The sequence below is a fragment of the Janthinobacterium sp. UMAB-56 genome, from assembly GCF_900095265.1.
Classification (GTDB): Bacteria; Pseudomonadota; Gammaproteobacteria; order Burkholderiales; family Burkholderiaceae_D; genus Janthinobacterium.
In genome coordinates, this window is the sequence record NZ_LT607658.1 from 43,147 (window position 1) to 59,904 (window position 16,758).

The following is a 16,758-nucleotide window of genomic DNA, read 5'->3' on the forward strand; positions in this document are numbered from 1 at the left end:
CGGGGATGGCCTGTCTATTATTACATCAGCTTTTTGCCAACTGGTAAATTATTTTACGCTTCGTCAAAAACGATCCTGGCGCCGCGCCAGCCCATTCCAAGGAGAAGGTCATGAACGAAACAAGGCCGGAATCGATGTCGGCATTCTGGATGCCGTTTACGAATAACCGTGATTTCAAGGCCAACCCACGCTTGCTGGTGTCGGCCGAAGGCATGTACTACAAGGACGTCGATGGCAACGCCATCCTCGATGGCACGGCCGGCCTGTGGTGCGTGCCGTGCGGCCATGCGCAGCCAAGAATCGTCGGTGCGATCCGCGAGATGGTGGGCCAGCTCGACTTCGCGCCCACCTTCCAGATGGGCCATCCGGCCGCCTTCGACCTGGCGGAAAAACTGATGGACTACACGGGCCACAAGTTCGGCCACGTCTTCTACACCAACTCCGGTTCCGAAGCCGTCGACACGGCCCTGAAAATCGCCCTGGCCTACCATCGGGCGCGCGGCGAGGGCGCACGTACGCGCCTGATCGGCCGCGAACGCGGTTATCACGGCGTGGGCTTCGGCGGCATTTCCGTGGGCGGCATCGGCGGCAACCGCAAGACCTTCGGTCCCTTGCTGCCGGGCGTTGACCACCTGCCGCATACGCATAACCTGGAGAAGAACGCCTACACGGTGGGCGAACCCGAATACGGCACTCACCTGGCCGATGAACTCGAGCGCATCGTCGCCCTGCACGACGCCTCGACGATTGCCGCCGTCATCGTCGAACCGGTGGCCGGTTCCACGGGCGTGCTGATCCCGCCGAAAGGCTATCTGAAACGCTTGCGCGAACTGTGCACCAAGCATGGCATCCTGTTGATTTTCGATGAAGTGATCACGGGTTTCGGCCGCATGACGACGCCGTTCGCGGCCGATTATTTCGATGTCGAGCCTGACCTGATGACGACGGCCAAGGGCCTGACCAACGGCATGGTGCCGATGGGCGCCGTGTTCAGCAAAAAGTATATCCACGATACCTTCATGGATGCGCCTCCCGGCATCGAACTGTTCCACGGTTACACGTATTCCGGCCATCCGCTGGCCTGCGCCGCTTCGCTGGCGACCCTGCAAGTGTTCGAGGAACAGGACATTCTGGGCCACGCGAAAGCGATGCAATCGTATTGGAGCGATGCCGTGCATTCGCTCAAAGGCTTGCCGCACGTGATCGACTTGCGCAGCATTGGCCTGATCGCCGGCATTGAACTCGCCCCCATCGCCGGCAAGCCAGGCGCGCGCGCCTTCAATGCCTTCAAGCAGGCCTTCGCCGACGGCGTGCTGATACGCACGACGGGCGACATCATCGCCCTGTCGCCGCCACTGGTGCTCGAAAAACAGCATATCGACGAGCTGTTCGGCAAGCTGGCCACCGTGCTGAAAAATCTCGACTAAGGACAGTCATGAACGATCTCGATATCATCACCCACTACATCAACGGCGCCAAGGTCGACACCCAGAGTGGCCGCTACGGCGACGTCTACAACCCGGCCCTGGGCGTTCCCGTGGCCAGGGTTGCGCTGGGCACCGTGGAAGACGTCGACGCGGCCGTGCAGGCCGCCGCCGCCGCATTTCCTTCGTGGTCGGCCACGCCGCCCCTGACGCGCGCGCGCGTGCTGTTTCGTTACCTGCAGCTATGCCAGCAGCACACGGACGACTTTGCCGCCATGCTCACGCGCGAGCATGGCAAGACTTTCGCCGATGCGCAGGGCGAAGTGGCGCGCGGTATCGAGATGGTGGAATTTGCCGTCGGCATTCCGCAATTGTTAAAGGGCGAATTCACGGACCAGATCTCGCGCGGCATCGATGCCTGGTCCATGCGCCAGGCGCTGGGCGTGGTGGCTGGCATCACGCCATTCAATTTTCCCGTGATGGTGCCGATGTGGATGTTCCCCGTCGCCATCGCCTGCGGCAATACCTTCGTCCTGAAGCCGTCCGAGCGCGATCCGTCGGCCTCCTTGCTGCACGCGAAACTGCTCAAGGAAGCGGGCTTGCCCGACGGCGTCTTCAACGTGGTGCAGGGTGACAAGGTGACGGTCGACGCCTTGCTCGACCACCCGGTGGTGCAGGCGATCAGCTTTGTCGGCTCCACGCCGATTGCCGAATACATCTATGCGCGCGGCAGTGCCAGCGGCAAGCGCGTGCAAGCCCTGGGCGGGGCGAAGAATCACATGGTGGTGATGCCCGATGCGGACATGGACATGACGGTCGATGCCCTGATCGGCGCCGCCTACGGTTCGGCGGGCGAGCGCTGCATGGCCATCTCGGTCGTGGTGGCAGTGGGCGACGCTGGCGACAAGTTGATCGACGCACTGGCAACGCGCACGGCTGCACTGAAAGTGCGCGACGGCATGGCCGAGGGTGCGGAAATGGGACCCGTCGTATCGCTGGCCGCCAAGCAGCGCATCGAAAAACTCATCGCCTCGGGTGTGGAGCAGGGTGCGACTTTAGTGGTCGATGGCCGCAACCATGTGGTGCCGGGCCGTGAGAACGGCTTCTTTGTCGGCGGTACTTTATTTGACCACGTCACGCGCGACATGAGCATTTACAAGGAAGAGATTTTCGGCCCCGTGCTGTGCGTGTTGCGCTGTCCTGACGTGGTGCATGCGGTGGAACTGATCAACGCCAACGAGTATGGCAACGGCGTGGCCATCTACACGCGCGACGGCGGCGTGGCGCGCGAATTCGTGCGCCAGATCCAGGTCGGCATGGTGGGCGTCAACATCCCCTTGCCCGTGCCGATGGCCTTCAACAGCTTTGGCGGCTGGAAGCGCAGCATGTTCGGCGATCACCACGCCTATGGCCCGGAAGGCGTGCGTTTCTACACGCGCCACAAGGCCGTGATGCAGCGCTGGCCGAACACGGCAAGCGCTGGTGTGGAATTTGCTTTTCCCCAGATGAAGTGATGGTTTCTCACACAAAGTCCACCGCAGGATAAAAGAAGGAAAACGCGATGATCGAGTCATTGAATTTTTTGCCGCATGCCACCCTGCCCAGCGAGGAGCTGGCGGGTCATTTTACGGACCTGGCGCCTCCTTTGAGCGCGCGCCAGGCGGCCATCGAAAGCGCCCGCTGCCTGTACTGCTATGACGCGCCCTGCAGCCGCATCTGCCCGTCGGAAATCGACGTGGCCAGCTTCATCCGCAATATCCACGACAAGAACATCAACGGCGCCGCCGCTGGCATCCTGAAGCAGAATATCCTGGGCGGCAGCTGCGCCCGTGTCTGTCCGACGGAAATCCTGTGCGAGGATGTCTGCGTGCGCAACCACGACGCCGAAGGCCAGCCCGTCAAGATCGGCCTGTTGCAGCGCTACGCCGTCGACCACATGCATTTCGCCAGCCACCCGTTCAAACGGGCGGCAAGCACGGGCAAGACGATTGCCATCGTCGGCGCGGGGCCAGCCGGCCTGTCGTGCGCGCACCGCCTGGCCATGCTGGGCCACGACGTGGTGATCTTTGAAAAGGAGAACAAGGCGGGTGGTTTGAATGAATACGGCATTGCCAAGTACAAGCTGACGGACGACTTCGCGCAAAAGGAAGTCGAGTTCCTGCTGGGCATAGGCGGCATCGAGATCCGATGTTGCCAGGTGCTGGGCGAGAACCTGCACCTGCGCGAGTTGCATACGCAGTACGACGCCGTCTTCCTCGGGCTGGGCCTGGGCGCCAGCCGCAAGCTGGGCTTGACGGGCGAGGAGGCGCCTGGCTTGCTGGCCGCCGTGGACTATATCAGCGCGCTGCGCCAGGCCGACGACCTGGCCGCGCTGCCCGTGCCGCAACGCGCGATTGTGATTGGCGCCGGCAATACCGCCATCGACATGGCCGTGCAGATTCAAAGGCTGGGCGCAGAGGAAGTCACGCTGGTCTACCGGCGCGGTTTCGATGCCATGACGGCCACCCACCATGAACAGGAGATCGCCAAGGCGAACCAGGTACGCATGCTGACGTGGGCCCAGCCACAGCAGGTGCTGCTGGATACGGCAGGCAAGGTGGCGGGCATGCGCTTCGAGAAAACGCGCATGCAGGGCACGCGGCTGGCGGGGACGGGGGAAACGTTCGACGTGGCGGCCGACGCCATCTTCAAGGCCATCGGCCAAAGCCTCGATACCGACGTGCTGCTTGACCCGATGGCGTCACTGCTGCAGCGCGAAGGCGACAAGATCGCCGTCGATGCGGCCTTTCGCACGGTGCTGCCGGGGATTTACGCGGGCGGTGACTGCGTGGCGCCGGGGCAGGACTTGACGGTGCAAGCCGTCCAGCATGGCAAGCTGGCCGCTCTGGCCATCCATGCCGATTTACTGACCAAACTGGAGGCTGCATAATGGCTGATCTCAGCATCGAATTTTGCGGCATCAAGTCGCCGAACCCTTTCTGGCTGGCGTCCGCACCGCCGACCGACAAGGCCTATAACGTGGTGCGCGCCTTCGAGGCGGGTTGGGGCGGCGTGGTGTGGAAAACCCTGGGTGAAGACCCTGCCGCCGTCAACGTCTCGTCGCGCTACTCCGCCCTGTACGGCAAGAACCGCGAAGTGGTGGGCTTCAATAATATCGAACTGATTACCGACCGCTCTCTGGAAATTAACCTGCGCGAAATCACGCAGGTGAAAAAAGACTGGCCGGACCGTGCCATCGTCGTCTCGCTGATGCTGCCCTGCGAAGAGCACTACTGGGCCGACATCCTGCCCAAGGTGGAAGCGACAGGGGCGGACGGCATCGAACTCAATTTTGGCTGCCCGCACGGCATGCCGGAGCGGGGCATGGGCGCGGCCGTGGGCCAGGTGCCCGAGTACGTGCAGATGGTCACCGCCTGGTGCAAGAGACACAGCAAATTACCCGTCATCGTCAAGCTCACGCCCAACATCACGGATGTGCGCATGCCGGCGCGCGCGGCCAAGGCGGGCGGCGCCGATGCCGTCTCGCTGATCAACACCATCAATTCCATCACCTCGCTGGATCTTGACCGTATGGTGGCCCTGCCCATCGTGGGCGGCGCCAGCACGCACGGCGGCTATTGTGGCGCGGCAGTGAAACCCATCGCGCTGAACATGGTGGCGGAAATCGCGCGTGACCCGCAGACGAGCGGCTTGCCCATTTCCGGCATCGGCGGCATCGGCAACTGGCGCGACGCGGCCGAATTCATCGCACTGGGGGCCGGCTGCGTGCAGGTGTGCACGGCCGCCATGCTGCATGGCTTTCGCATCGTCGACGAGATGAAGGATGGCCTGTCGCGCTGGATGGACGAGAAGGGCTATGCGCGCATCAGCGATTTTTCCGGCAAGGCCGTGGCCAACACGACGGACTGGAAATACCTGGACATGAATTACCAGGTCATCGCACAGATCAACCAGGACGACTGCATCAAATGCGGCAAGTGCTATGTGGCTTGCGAAGACACGTCGCACCAGTCGATTGCGCAACTGATCGACGCCGCCGGCACGCGCACGTATGAAGTGATCAAGGAGGAATGCGTGGGCTGCAACCTGTGCGAAATCACTTGTCCGGTGCAGGGCTGCATCACGATGGTGCCGCAGAACACGGGCAAGCCATACATGAACTGGACGCAGGACCCCAGGAATCCACGGGCATTGGTGGAGACGGCATAGGGCACGTTTTTTGCGTGCGTATATTTTATAAACAACGGCTGGCCTTTGCGTTAAGCTAGATTGACTTAAAAGTCGAGCCGTTTCCATAAAACCGATCCCCTCCCAACCGATGGAGCATACCTGTGAACCACGACTATTCAGGCAACACGCAACTCTGGAATGAGGACCTGGCGCCCACCACGGCGGCGCAGCGTACCTGGCGCTGGTATCACTTCGCCGCGCTGTGGGTCGGCATGGTGATGTGCATTCCCGCCTACACCCTGTCGGCCAGCCTGATCGACAGCGGCATGTCCGGTTACCAGGCCGTGCTCACGGTATTTCTCGCCAACGCCATCGTGCTCTTGCCCATGCTGCTGATCGGCCATGCGGGTACCAAGTACGGCATCCCGTATGCGGTGCTGGCGCGGGCCTCGTTCGGCACCATGGGCGCGCGCCTGCCGGCGCTGATGCGCGCCATCGTCGCCTGCGGCTGGTACGGCATCCAGACCTGGTTCGGCGGGCAGATGATCTACACCCTGATGGGCGTGCTGGTGGGCCATGAACTGGGCGGCGAGAAGATCGCTGGCCTGGGCATCAACGGCAGCCAGCTTCTGTGCTTCCTGGCTTTCTGGGCCATCCAGTTCTATTACATCCTGCATGGCATGGAATCGATCCGCAAGCTCGAGACCTATACGGCGCCGCTGAAGATCCTTATCTGCTTCGTGCTGCTGTACTGGGTGCACAGCAAGGCTGGCGGCGTGGCCAGCTTGCTGGACCAGCCATCGCAGTTCATCCCCGGCGGCAAAAAGGCGGGCCAGTTCTGGAGCGTCTTCTGGCCATCGCTGACGGCCATGGTAGGTTTCTGGGCCACCCTGGCCTTGAACATCCCCGACTTCACGCGCTTCGCCAAGACGCAGCGCGACCAGGTGATCGGCCAGTCGATCGGCTTGCCCGTGCCCATGGGATTGCTGGCCATGCTGGCGGTCATTGTCACGGCAGGCTCCGTGGTCATGTATGGAAAGGCCATCTGGGACCCCGTCGACCTGGCCAGCCGCATGACGGGCGCCGCCGTGCTGATCGCCCTGATCATCCTCCTGGTCGACACGGTCAGCGTCAACCTGGCGGCCAACCTGGTGGGACCGGCGTATGACTTTTCCTCGCTGGCGCCGAAGCAGATTTCGTACAAGATGGGCGGCTACATCACGGCCTTCATCGCCATTGTCATGATGCCGTGGAAGGTGCTCGAATCGACGCAGGGTTATATTTTTACGTGGCTGATCGGCTACTCGGCCCTGCTTGGTCCCATCGCCGGCATCCTCATCGTCGACTATTATTTTGTGCGCAAGACGCAGCTCGACGTCAGGCATCTGTACCGCGACGACGGCGTCTATTCGTATGGCAATGGCTGGAACATGGCGGCCCTGATCGCCTTTGTCATCGCCGTGCTGCCGAACATTCCCGGTTTTCTGAATGCAGCCTTTCCCACGGCGTTTCCCGACGTGGCCGAAGGCTTTAAAACCATTTACACCTACGCCTGGTTCGTGGGCGTGGCCATCGCCGCCGTCGTTTATGGCGTCATGATGAAGGGCAAAGTGCCGGCGAGAGTGCAGCAGGCGCCGCAGTCCTGATCTTTTCGAGGAGGAGACAAGATGACTACACTGATACGTGGCGGTACCGTCGTCAACGCCGACCGCGCGTTTCGCGCCGATGTGCTGATCGAGGGCGATACCATCGCCGCCGTCGGCGAGAACCTTTTGGCACCGGTCGGTGCCACCGTGATCGAGGCGGGCGGCCTGTACGTGATGCCGGGCGGGATCGATACGCACACGCACATGAATTTGCCCTTCATGGGGACCGTCACGTCCGACGATTTTTTCACGGGGACGGCGGCGGGACTGGCGGGTGGCACCACCACCATCATGGACTTCGTCATTCCGGCACCGAAGCAGTCGCTGATCGAGGCCTATCACCAGTGGCGTGGATGGTCGGCCAAGGCGGCCGGCGACTACACCTTCCACGTGGCGATCACATGGTGGAGCGAGCAGGTACATGAAGAGATGGGCACCCTCGTGCGCGAGCATGGCGTGAACAGCTTCAAGCACTTCATGGCCTATAAGAACGCCATCATGGCCGATGATGAAACGCTGGTGAAAAGTTTTACCCGTTCGCTGGAACTGGGGGCGCTGCCCACCGTGCATGCGGAAAATGGCGAGCTGGTTTTTCAATTGCAGCAAGCCTTGCTCAAGAAGGGGATTACCGGGCCGCAGGCGCATCCCCTGTCGCGCCCTCCGGCCGTGGAAGCGGAGGCGGCCAACCGCGCCATCGCGATTGCGAATGTCCTCAATACCCCCGTATACATCGTGCACGTTTCGTGCGCGGAGTCGCTGGACGCCATCACGCGGGCGCGCGCGAATGGCCAGCGCGTGTATGGCGAAGCGCTGGCGGGCCACCTCGTGATCGACGACAGCGTCTACCAGGGCGATGATTTCGACTACGTGGCGGGCCACGTCATGAGCCCGCCGTTTCGCGGCAAGCAGCATCAGGCGGCCCTGTGGCACGGCCTGCAAAGCGGCAACCTGCACACGACGGCCACCGACCACTGTACCTTTTGCGCCGAGCAGAAGGCGGCCGGCAAGGACGACTTCACGCGCATTCCGAACGGTTGCGGCGGCGTCGAGGAACGCATGGCTGTGGTGTGGGACGCGGGCGTCAATTCCGGCATGCTGACGCCCTCCGAATTCGTCAAGGTGTCATCGACCAATGCGGCGCAAATCTTCAATATGTATCCGCGCAAGGGCGTCGTCGCCGCAGGCAGCGACGCCGACATCGTGCTGTGGGACCCGCAAGGCACGCGCACCATTTCCGCCGCCACGCAGTTCGCCAAGGGAGGCTTCAACGTCTTCGAAGGACGCACCGTGCGCGGCATTCCCAGCACCACGATTGCCGCCGGCAAGGTGGTCTTCCACAAGGGTGAATTGATGGCTGTCGAGGGAGCAGGGCGCTATATCGAACGGCCCGCCTTTTCCGCCACTACCGCATGAATTCAGGAGACAATAATGGATGATCTACGCATCAATGGCGAACGTTTGTGGGCAGCGCTGATGGAACTGGCGCAGATCGGTGCCACGGTGAAGGGCGGCGTCAAGCGCCTGGCCCTGACGGACCTGGACAAGCAGGGGCGCGACCTGGTGGTAGCCTGGGGCCGCGAGGCCGGCATGAGTATCACGATCGACCAGATCGGCAATGTCTTCATGCGCCGCGACGGCGTAGACAATACCCTGCCGCCCGTGATGACGGGCAGCCATATCGACACGCAACCCACGGGCGGCAAGTTCGATGGCAATTACGGCGTGCTGGCCGGCCTGGAAGTGGTGCGCACCCTGAACGACCTGAAGATCAAGACGCAATCGCCCATCGAAGTGGCTTTCTGGACCAATGAGGAAGGCTCGCGCTTCGTGCCCGTGATGATGGGCTCCGGCGTATTTTGCGGCGCCTTCTCGCTCGAAACTGCCTATGCTGCCAAGGACACGGAGGGGAAAACGGTAGGCGAGGAACTGGCGCGCATCGGATACAAGGGCGAGCAGGTGCCGGGCGACCATCCCATCGGCGCCTATTTTGAAACGCATATCGAGCAGGGCCCCGTGCTGGAAGACGCGGACAAGGTGATCGGCGTGGTGCCGGCCGTGATGGGCCTGCGCTGGTACGACTGCACCGTCAATGGCATGGAGGCGCACGCAGGCCCCACGCCGATGGGCCTGCGCAAGGACGCGTTGCAAGTGGCGACCGGCATCATGCAGGAAGTCGTCGCGATTGCTCACCGCTACCCGCCATATGGCCGCGGCACGGTCGGCATGGTGCAGGTGTTTCCGAACAGCCGCAATGTGATACCCGGCCAGGTGAAATTCAGCATCGACCTGCGCAACGTCAGCGATGAACTGCTGGACACGATGGATGCGGATATCCGCGCCTTTATCGAGCGCACGCAGGCCGACACTGGCCTTGGCATCACGATCGAGCAAGTGTCGTATTTCGCGCCGACGCCATTCCATCCCGACTGCGTGGGCGCCGTGCGCAACGCCACGGCAAAGCTCGGGTATTCCGTGATGGACGTGGTGTCCGGCGCGGGCCACGACGCCATCTACGCGGCGCGGCTAGCGCCGGCCGGCATGATCTTCGTGCCGTGCAAGGACGGCATCAGCCACAATGAAATCGAAGACGCCAAGCCCGCGCACCTGGAAGCGGGCTGCAATGTGCTGCTGCATGCGATGCTGGAGCGGGCCGTGGCTGTCTAGCGAAATCGGCCCACGTCCCCTCAGGTCTTGGGCTGGAAGTTACGCAAAAACGCCAGCAGCGCGCGCGCCGCGATGTCGGCGTCGTCTGCCGTCATGGTTTCCAGCGGGTTGTGGCTGATGCCGCCATTGCCGCAGCGGGTAAACAGCATGGCCACGTCGGTGATGGCTGCCATGGCCATGGCGTCGTGGCCGGCACCCGACAGTAGCGCATACGGGGCGATGCCCACGGATTCCACGGCTTGCGCCAGCTGCGCCATCAGCCACGGTGCACACGGCGCCGCATGCGCGGACAGCAGCAGTTCCAGCTGGCAGTCGATCTGGCGCCGCGCGCAGATGGCGGCGATGCCTTCGAGGATATCGTCAACTGCACCCTGGCGTACCGCATCGCTGGCCGCGCGGATGTCGAGCGACAGGGTGCAGGCGCCGGCGATCACGTTGACGGAGCCGTTGGGCACATGCAGCTGGCCCACGGTGCCCACCAGTGCCTCGCCCCGGCTACAACGCTGCTCCACCAGCAGGATGATTTCGGCCGCCGCGCTGGCCGCATCCTTGCGCATGCTCATGGGCGTGGTGCCCGCATGGCTGGCCACGCCGCCAAGATTGAGCAGGTAGCGCGAGCTGCCGGCAATCGCCGTGACGATGCCCAGTGGCAGGTCGCGCTCGAGCAGCACGGGACCCTGCTCGATATGCACTTCCACATAGCCGAGCAAGTCGGCCGGGTCGCGCGCGATGGCGCCGATGGCACTCGCCTCGTGACCTGCGACAGCCAGCGCGTCGCGCATGCTCACGCCATCCGTATCGAGCTGCTCCAGCAGCGATACGTCGAACTTGCCCGTGACGGCCGTGCTGCCCAGGAATGTGCTCTTGAAGCGCACGCCTTCTTCCTCGGCGAAGCCGACGATTTCGAGGTGGAAAGGCAGCTTTTCACCGCGTTCGTGCAGATGGCGCACGATGGCGATCGGCAGCAAGATCCCCAGCCGGCCATCGTACTTGCCGCCGTTGCGCACCGTGTCGTAATGCGATCCCGTCATCAGGGTTTTGGCATTGGGTGCATCGGACAGATAGCGCCCGACCACATTGCCGACGGCGTCGATATGCACCTGCATGCCGGCCTCCCGCATCCAGTCGGCCAGTTGCGCGGCCGTTTTCCGGTGCGCCGGCGTCAGGTAGGCGCAGGTCAGGTTGTAGTCGCTGTCGCTCCAGCCGGCCAGCGTTTCCGCGTGCTGCATGATGGCCGGGCCGAAGTCCAGGCGCACGTCGAACAGCTCGTTCAGGCGCAGCTCGGCGATGCGCTTGATCTGCCGCAGCGATTCTGCCAGTTCATCGGCGTGGCGGTTTTTCAGGCGCCGTGCAAACGTGGCGATGATGTCCTGGCGCGTCAAGCCTTCGCCCGTCGGGCCCTTGACGGCCAGGATGAAGGGGAAGCCGAACCTGGCGTTGTATTCGCTGTTGAGGCGCTGCAGGGTGGCAAATTCATCGGGGCTGCACAGGTTCAGGCCGGACTTGGCCTGCTCGCGCCTTGATTCCGCCGTCAGCTGCCCGGCGATGGCGGCTTTGCCGGCCAGCTCGGGGTGGGCGCGTATCAGCCCCAGCTGCTCATCGGGTGAGGCTTGCGCCAGCACGCGCTGTAGTTCCGTCTTGAGTGCCATCAGGCTGGAAAACGGACGGGCGTGGGCCGCGCGCTGAGCGATCCAGGGCGAATGTTCGTAGATGCCATGCAGTTGCGCGATAAAATCGGCCTGGCTGCCGGCGTTCAGGTCTGAAAGGGTGGTCATGGTTTTCCGATCATGCAAGCGGTGATGATAGCGCCCCGTTCCTGCGTTCATTATATGCGCGTGCTGATAGCGGCTATCGCTGCACCAGCGCCTTGGCGGCCGCGCTGACCTGGTCGCGCAGCCACTTGTGCTCGGGCGCCTGGTGCACGCGCTGGTGCCACAGCTGGTAAAAGCGCATGGGCGGGAATTTCAATGGCACGGTATACGTTTTCAGCGGCAGGGTCTTTTCATAGAAGCGCACGAATTGCCGGCCCGTGGTAAGCACCAGGTCCGTCTGCGTCAGCATGTAGGGGATCAGGCCGAAATACGCCGACTCCACCACCACGTTGCGCTGCAGGTTTTGCCGTTCGAGGAAGGAATCGATCACGCCGTGGTAGCCGGGCATCATCTGCGACGGCGCCACGTGGGGCAGGCTCAGATAATCGTCGAGCGTCATGGCGTCGCTGGCCGTGCGGCGCGCATAGGCATTTTCCGCATGCATGGCGCAGATGATGGGGTCTTCGAACAGCTTCGAGATGTGCAGGTGGGCGGGCGGCTCGTCCCAGTTGGCGATGACGAGGTCCAGCCCCCCGTCGGAGAGTTGGCGGATATGGTCGATCCCCGGCCCCAGGCTATGCAGCACCACGCGGCTTTTCGGCGAGCCGCGGCGCAGCAGGGCCACCACGTTGGGCAGGAACTGGCTGTCCAGGTAGTCGGGCGCGGCGATATGGAAGGTGCGCGCCTCTTCCTGCGCCACGAACGGCGTCTTCTTGACGAACAGGCTCTCCGTCTGATCGAGGATGCGCTTGGCCGGATTGAGCAGGCTTTCGCCATGCTGCGTGGGGACCATGCCGCGCGCGCCGCGCACGAGCAGCGGGTCGCCCGTGAGTTCGCGCAGCTTGCGCAGGGAGGCGGAAATCGAGGGCTGCGGCTGATTGAGTTTCAGCGCCACGCGCGAGACATTCTTTTCCACCAGCAGCAGGTAGAGGATGCGGATCAGGTGCAGGTCGAGGTGTTGCGGCAGGCTGGACATGTGGCGGCGGCTCTGTTGTATATCGATTTGAATATGTCAAATATACGATATTTTTCATGTGATGGGCGGTAAATCCGTTTATCTTGTGTAGATTGGCACGAATAGTGGTTCGGTCTGACTCGAGGAATTTTATGGAAGTATTCGCCTACCTGATCCCATACGGCCTTGAATGGCTGAACCTGATCGTCCGCTGGCTGCACGTCATCACGGGCATTGCCTGGATCGGTGCTTCCTTTTATTTCGTCTGGCTCGACAACTCGATACGCCCGCCGGCACCTGGCTCCGAGTTGGCGAAAAAAGGCGTGTCGGGAGAATTGTGGGCCGTGCATGGCGGTGGCTTTTATCATCCGCAAAAATATCTGGTGGCACCGGCCGAACTGCCGAAGGAACTGCACTGGTTCAAGTGGGAAGCGTATTCGACCTGGCTATCCGGTTTCGCGCTGCTGACGATCGCCTATTATTTCAATGCCCAAGCCATGATGATCGACAAATCCGTGGCTGATATCTCCAGCGGCCAGGCCGTCGGTATCGGCATCGCCACGCTCGTCATCGGCTGGACCGTGTACGACCTGCTGTGCCGTTCGAAACTGGCGCAATATGAATTGTGGTTCGGCGTGACGGTGTTCGCGCTGATCGTCGGCGCCGCGTATGTGCTGACGCATTTGCTGAGCGGACGCGCCGCCTACATCCACGTGGGCGCCATGATCGGTACCATCATGGTGGCCAATGTGCTGATGCTGATCATTCCCGGCCAGCGCAAGATGGTCGAGGCCATGGCGGCTGGCAAGCTGCCCGATCCCAAGCACGGCTTGAAGGCCAAGCAGCGCAGCGTGCATAACAATTACTTTACCTTGCCGGTGCTGTTCATCATGATCAGCAACCACTACGCCATGACCTACCGGAACGACCATGCCTGGCTGGTGCTGGCGCTGATCATGGCGGCCGGCGTCTTCATCCGCCACTTTTTCAACCTGCGCCACAAGGGGCGTGTCGAGTGGCGTTATCCTGCCCTCGGCGTGGCCTTGCTGGTGGCCGTGGCCGTTGCCATCGCGCCGAAAGCGCCCGTGGCGGCAGCACCTGCGGTGGACCCGGCAGCGCAGTTCAAGAGTGTGCATGCCATCATCGCCCAGCGCTGCGCCACCTGCCATTCGGCGCAGCCCACGCAACCGGGTTTCGCCACGGCGCCGGCCGGCATGATGCTGGATAATGAAACGGAAATCCGCCAGCACGCGGCGCAAATCTACAAGCAGGCCATCGAGCTCAAAGCCATGCCGATTGGGAACCTGACCAATATGACGGAGGCCGAGCGCAGCGAATTGGGCGCCTGGCTGCAACAGACCATGCAAGGAGCAAAATGACAACGCACGCGGAACAAATCACGGCCTGGATCGACGATCACTTCGACGAAGAAGTCGCATTTTTACAGAAGGTGGTGCAGCAGCCGACGGATACGCCGCCCGGCAATAACGCGCCGCATGCGGAACTGGTGGCGCAACTGCTGCAGGCGTATGGCTGGCAGGCGGAAAAGCACGCGGTGCCGGCCGATCAGGTCGAGGCATATGGCATGCAAAGCATCACCAACCTGATGGTGCGCCGCCCGTATGCTGCGGGCGGGCCGACCGTGGCCCTGAATGCGCATGGCGACGTGGTGCCCCCCGGCGATAACTGGACGTATCCGCCGTACGGCGGCCAGATCGACGGCGGCTATATGTATGGCCGCGCGACGGCCGTCTCGAAGGGCGATTTCGCCACCTATGTGTTTGCCGCGCGCGCGCTTGAAGCGCTGGGTGTTCCACTCAAAGGCCAGCTGGAACTGCATTTTACGTACGACGAGGAATTCGGCGGCTTGCTGGGGCCGGGCTGGCTACTGGAACAGCAGCTGACGAAGCCCGACTTTGTCATCGCCGCCGGGTTCAGCTACGGCATAGTCACGGCGCACAACGCCTGCCTGCAGCTGGAAATCACCGTGCACGGCAAGTCGGGCCATGGTTCCATGCCGGAGACGGGGCATGATGCGCTGCAGGCGGCCAACAAGATCCTCAACGCCATCTATGGCCAGCTGCCGGAACTGAAGAAGATCAAATCCCAAGTGGCCGGCATCGACTCGCCGACCATGCTGGTGGGCCGCATCGACGGCGGCACGAATACCAATGTGGTGCCGGGCAAGGTGGTCATGAAGATGGACCGCCGCATGATTCCGGAAGAAGATCCGGTGGCGGTGGAGGCGCAGGTGCGCGCGCTGATCGAGGACGCCGTGCGCGGCGAGCCTGGCATCCGCATAGAGATCCGCCGCCTGCTGTTGTCGCACGCGCTGCGGCCCTTGCCCGGCTCCGAACAGCTGGTCGGCAGCCTGCAAAAGAATGCACAAGCGATTCTCGGCGAGACGATTCCCGCCGTCGGCACGCCCCTGTATGCGGATGCGCGCCTGTATGGCGAGCGGGGCATCCCCGCCGTGCTATATGGCGCTGGTCCGCGCACGGTGCCCGAATCGAACGCGAAGAAGGCCGATGAACGCCTGGCGCTGGACGACTTGCGCAAGGCCAGCAAGATCGTCGCCCTGACCTTGCTGGACTTCCTGGCTGCTTGATACGGCGGCGACTATGCCGCGTGCATCCGGTAAGATGCATGCTTGAAAAATCGAGGAGGCAGCATGGACTTGGCTGACAAGGGGACGATAAGGGACCTGGCCGCCGACCTGGCCGCCGGCCGCATCACCAGCGTGGCGCTGACAGAGCAGATGCTGGCACGCGCCGAGGCGCACCGGGCGCAGGGCGGCCATGCGTATGTCAGCCTCGATGGTGAACAGGCGCTGGCCGAGGCGCGCGCCAGCGATGCGGCGCGCGCGGCCGGCATCGTTGCTTCGCCCCTTGCCGGCATTCCCGTCTCGATCAAGGACTTGTTCGACGTCAGGGGGCAGGTCAGCAGCGCCGCCTCGCTGGCGCTGGCCGATGCGCCGTCCGCCGATGCGGATGCGGCGGCCGTGGCGCGCCTGCGCGCGGCCGGCGCCATCCTGCTGGGTCGCACCAACATGAGCGAATTCGCGTTTTCCGGCCTGGGCTTGAATCCCCATTACGGCACGCCGCGCAATCCGCACGACCGCGCGCGCGTGGCGGGCGGCTCCACCTCGGGCGGCGCCGTGACGGTGGCCTTGGCGATGGCGGCAGGTGCGCTGGGCACGGACACGGGCGGCTCGATCCGCATCCCCTCCGCTTTTTGCGGCTTGACCGGCTTCAAGCCGACGGCGGCCTCGGTCCCGCTGGCTGGCACGCTACCCTTGTCGCGTTCCCTGGACTCGGCCGGTCCCATCGCGCGCAGCGTCGATTGCTGCGCCATTCTGTACGCAGCGCTATCGGGCCATGACGTCGGCGCGCAGGCGCCAGCACTGAAAGGCTTGCGCTTCGGCTTTACCCTTGACTACGTCGGTACACACGTGGAGCCGCAGGTGCAGCAGGCTTTCGATGCTGCCCTGGATAAATTGCGCGCGGCCGGCGCGCTGGTGGAACAGTTCGACTTCCCTGAATTGCTCGAACTGCCGACGATTAATGGCGGCGGCGGCCTGGTGGCGGCGGAGGCGTGGCACTGGCACAGAGTGTTGCTTGAAGAGAAGGGCGCGCAATACGACCAGCGCGTGGCGGCGCGCATCCGCCGCGGCCAGCAGCAGGGCGCGTTTGACTATATCGACCTGCTCGACGCGCGCGCGCGCCTGGTCGCCATCGCAGAGCGGCGCCTGGCGCCATTCGATGCCTGGCTGATGCCCAGCGTGGCTATTCTGGCGCCGGAAGTGGCAGCGCTGGAAGCGGACGACGCCACTTTTTTTGCCACGAATGGTCTGGTGCTGCGCAACGCCAGCGTGATCAACTTCCTCGACGGCTGCGCGCTGTCGCTGCCCTGCCACGCCGAGGGCACATTGCCCGTGGGACTGGGCGTTTGCGGCCTGGCGGGCGCGGATGTCAGGGTGCTGCAAATTGGCCGGGCGGTCGAGGCCTTATTGGGCGCTCAACAATAAAGAATGCCATAGTGCAGGAAAATGCCAACTCTGTCATGATGGCTAGCATTAATATGGGATA

Annotated in this window: 12 protein-coding genes; 10 read left to right on the forward strand and 2 right to left on the reverse strand. The window is 63.1% G+C overall.

Annotated features, from left to right (window positions below):
- Nucleotides 1-110 precede the first annotated feature (110 nt).
- The 7 genes from K0F85_RS15490 to K0F85_RS15520 all read left to right on the forward strand — a co-directional run bounded on the left by K0F85_RS15490 (nt 111) and on the right by K0F85_RS15520 (nt 9,904).
- Nucleotides 111-1,427, forward strand: coding sequence for an aspartate aminotransferase family protein (locus K0F85_RS15490; RefSeq protein WP_219116890.1), 1,317 nt, complete (start codon nt 111-113; stop codon nt 1,425-1,427).
- An 8-nt stretch (nt 1,428-1,435) separates the two neighbouring features.
- A complete protein-coding gene (locus tag K0F85_RS15495; protein ID WP_219116891.1) occupies nt 1,436-2,938 on the forward strand; it encodes a CoA-acylating methylmalonate-semialdehyde dehydrogenase in 1,503 nt (500 codons plus the stop codon).
- 47 nt (nt 2,939-2,985) lie between these two features.
- A complete protein-coding gene (locus K0F85_RS15500) occupies nt 2,986-4,353 on the forward strand; it encodes an NAD(P)-dependent oxidoreductase (protein ID WP_219116892.1) in 1,368 nt (455 codons plus the stop codon).
- On the forward strand, nt 4,353-5,633 hold the full coding sequence (gene preA / locus K0F85_RS15505) for an NAD-dependent dihydropyrimidine dehydrogenase subunit PreA (protein ID WP_219116893.1): 1,281 nt from the start codon (nt 4,353-4,355) through the stop codon (nt 5,631-5,633). Before K0F85_RS15500 ends, preA begins: the two co-directional genes overlap by 1 nt.
- Nucleotides 5,634-5,755: 122 nt before the next feature.
- Nucleotides 5,756-7,240 (forward strand): NCS1 family nucleobase:cation symporter-1, encoded by a 1,485-nt coding sequence (locus tag K0F85_RS15510; protein WP_219116894.1) that lies wholly within the window; start codon nt 5,756-5,758, stop codon nt 7,238-7,240.
- Between the two features lie 21 nt (nt 7,241-7,261).
- A complete protein-coding gene (gene hydA, locus K0F85_RS15515) occupies nt 7,262-8,653 on the forward strand; it encodes a dihydropyrimidinase (protein ID WP_219116895.1) in 1,392 nt (463 codons plus the stop codon).
- Between the two features lie 15 nt (nt 8,654-8,668).
- On the forward strand, nt 8,669-9,904 hold the full coding sequence (locus K0F85_RS15520) for a Zn-dependent hydrolase (protein ID WP_219116896.1): 1,236 nt from the start codon (nt 8,669-8,671) through the stop codon (nt 9,902-9,904).
- A 20-nt stretch (nt 9,905-9,924) separates the two neighbouring features.
- On the opposite strand, the gene K0F85_RS15525 is transcribed toward K0F85_RS15520, so the two are convergent.
- A complete protein-coding gene (locus tag K0F85_RS15525; RefSeq protein ID WP_219116897.1) occupies nt 9,925-11,679 on the reverse strand; it encodes an allantoate amidohydrolase in 1,755 nt (584 codons plus the stop codon).
- 73 nt (nt 11,680-11,752) lie between these two features.
- Nucleotides 11,753-12,691: a LysR family transcriptional regulator gene (locus K0F85_RS15530; RefSeq protein WP_219116898.1), complete on the reverse strand. Its 939-nt coding sequence runs from the start codon at nt 12,689-12,691 to the stop codon at nt 11,753-11,755.
- 131 nt (nt 12,692-12,822) lie between these two features.
- On the opposite strand from K0F85_RS15530, the gene K0F85_RS15535 reads away from it, so the two are divergent.
- The 3 genes from K0F85_RS15535 (at nt 12,823) to K0F85_RS15545 (ending at nt 16,697) form a co-directional block, all read left to right on the forward strand.
- Nucleotides 12,823-14,049, forward strand: coding sequence for a urate hydroxylase PuuD (locus tag K0F85_RS15535; protein WP_219116899.1), 1,227 nt, complete (start codon nt 12,823-12,825; stop codon nt 14,047-14,049).
- Entirely contained in the window at nt 14,046-15,278 is a 1,233-nt protein-coding gene (locus K0F85_RS15540) for a M20/M25/M40 family metallo-hydrolase (RefSeq protein ID WP_219116900.1), read from the forward strand. The genes K0F85_RS15535 and K0F85_RS15540 overlap by 4 nt, the downstream gene beginning before the upstream one ends.
- Before the next feature lie 63 nt (nt 15,279-15,341).
- On the forward strand, nt 15,342-16,697 hold the full coding sequence (locus K0F85_RS15545) for an amidase (RefSeq protein ID WP_219116901.1): 1,356 nt from the start codon (nt 15,342-15,344) through the stop codon (nt 16,695-16,697).
- Nucleotides 16,698-16,758 lie beyond the last annotated feature (61 nt).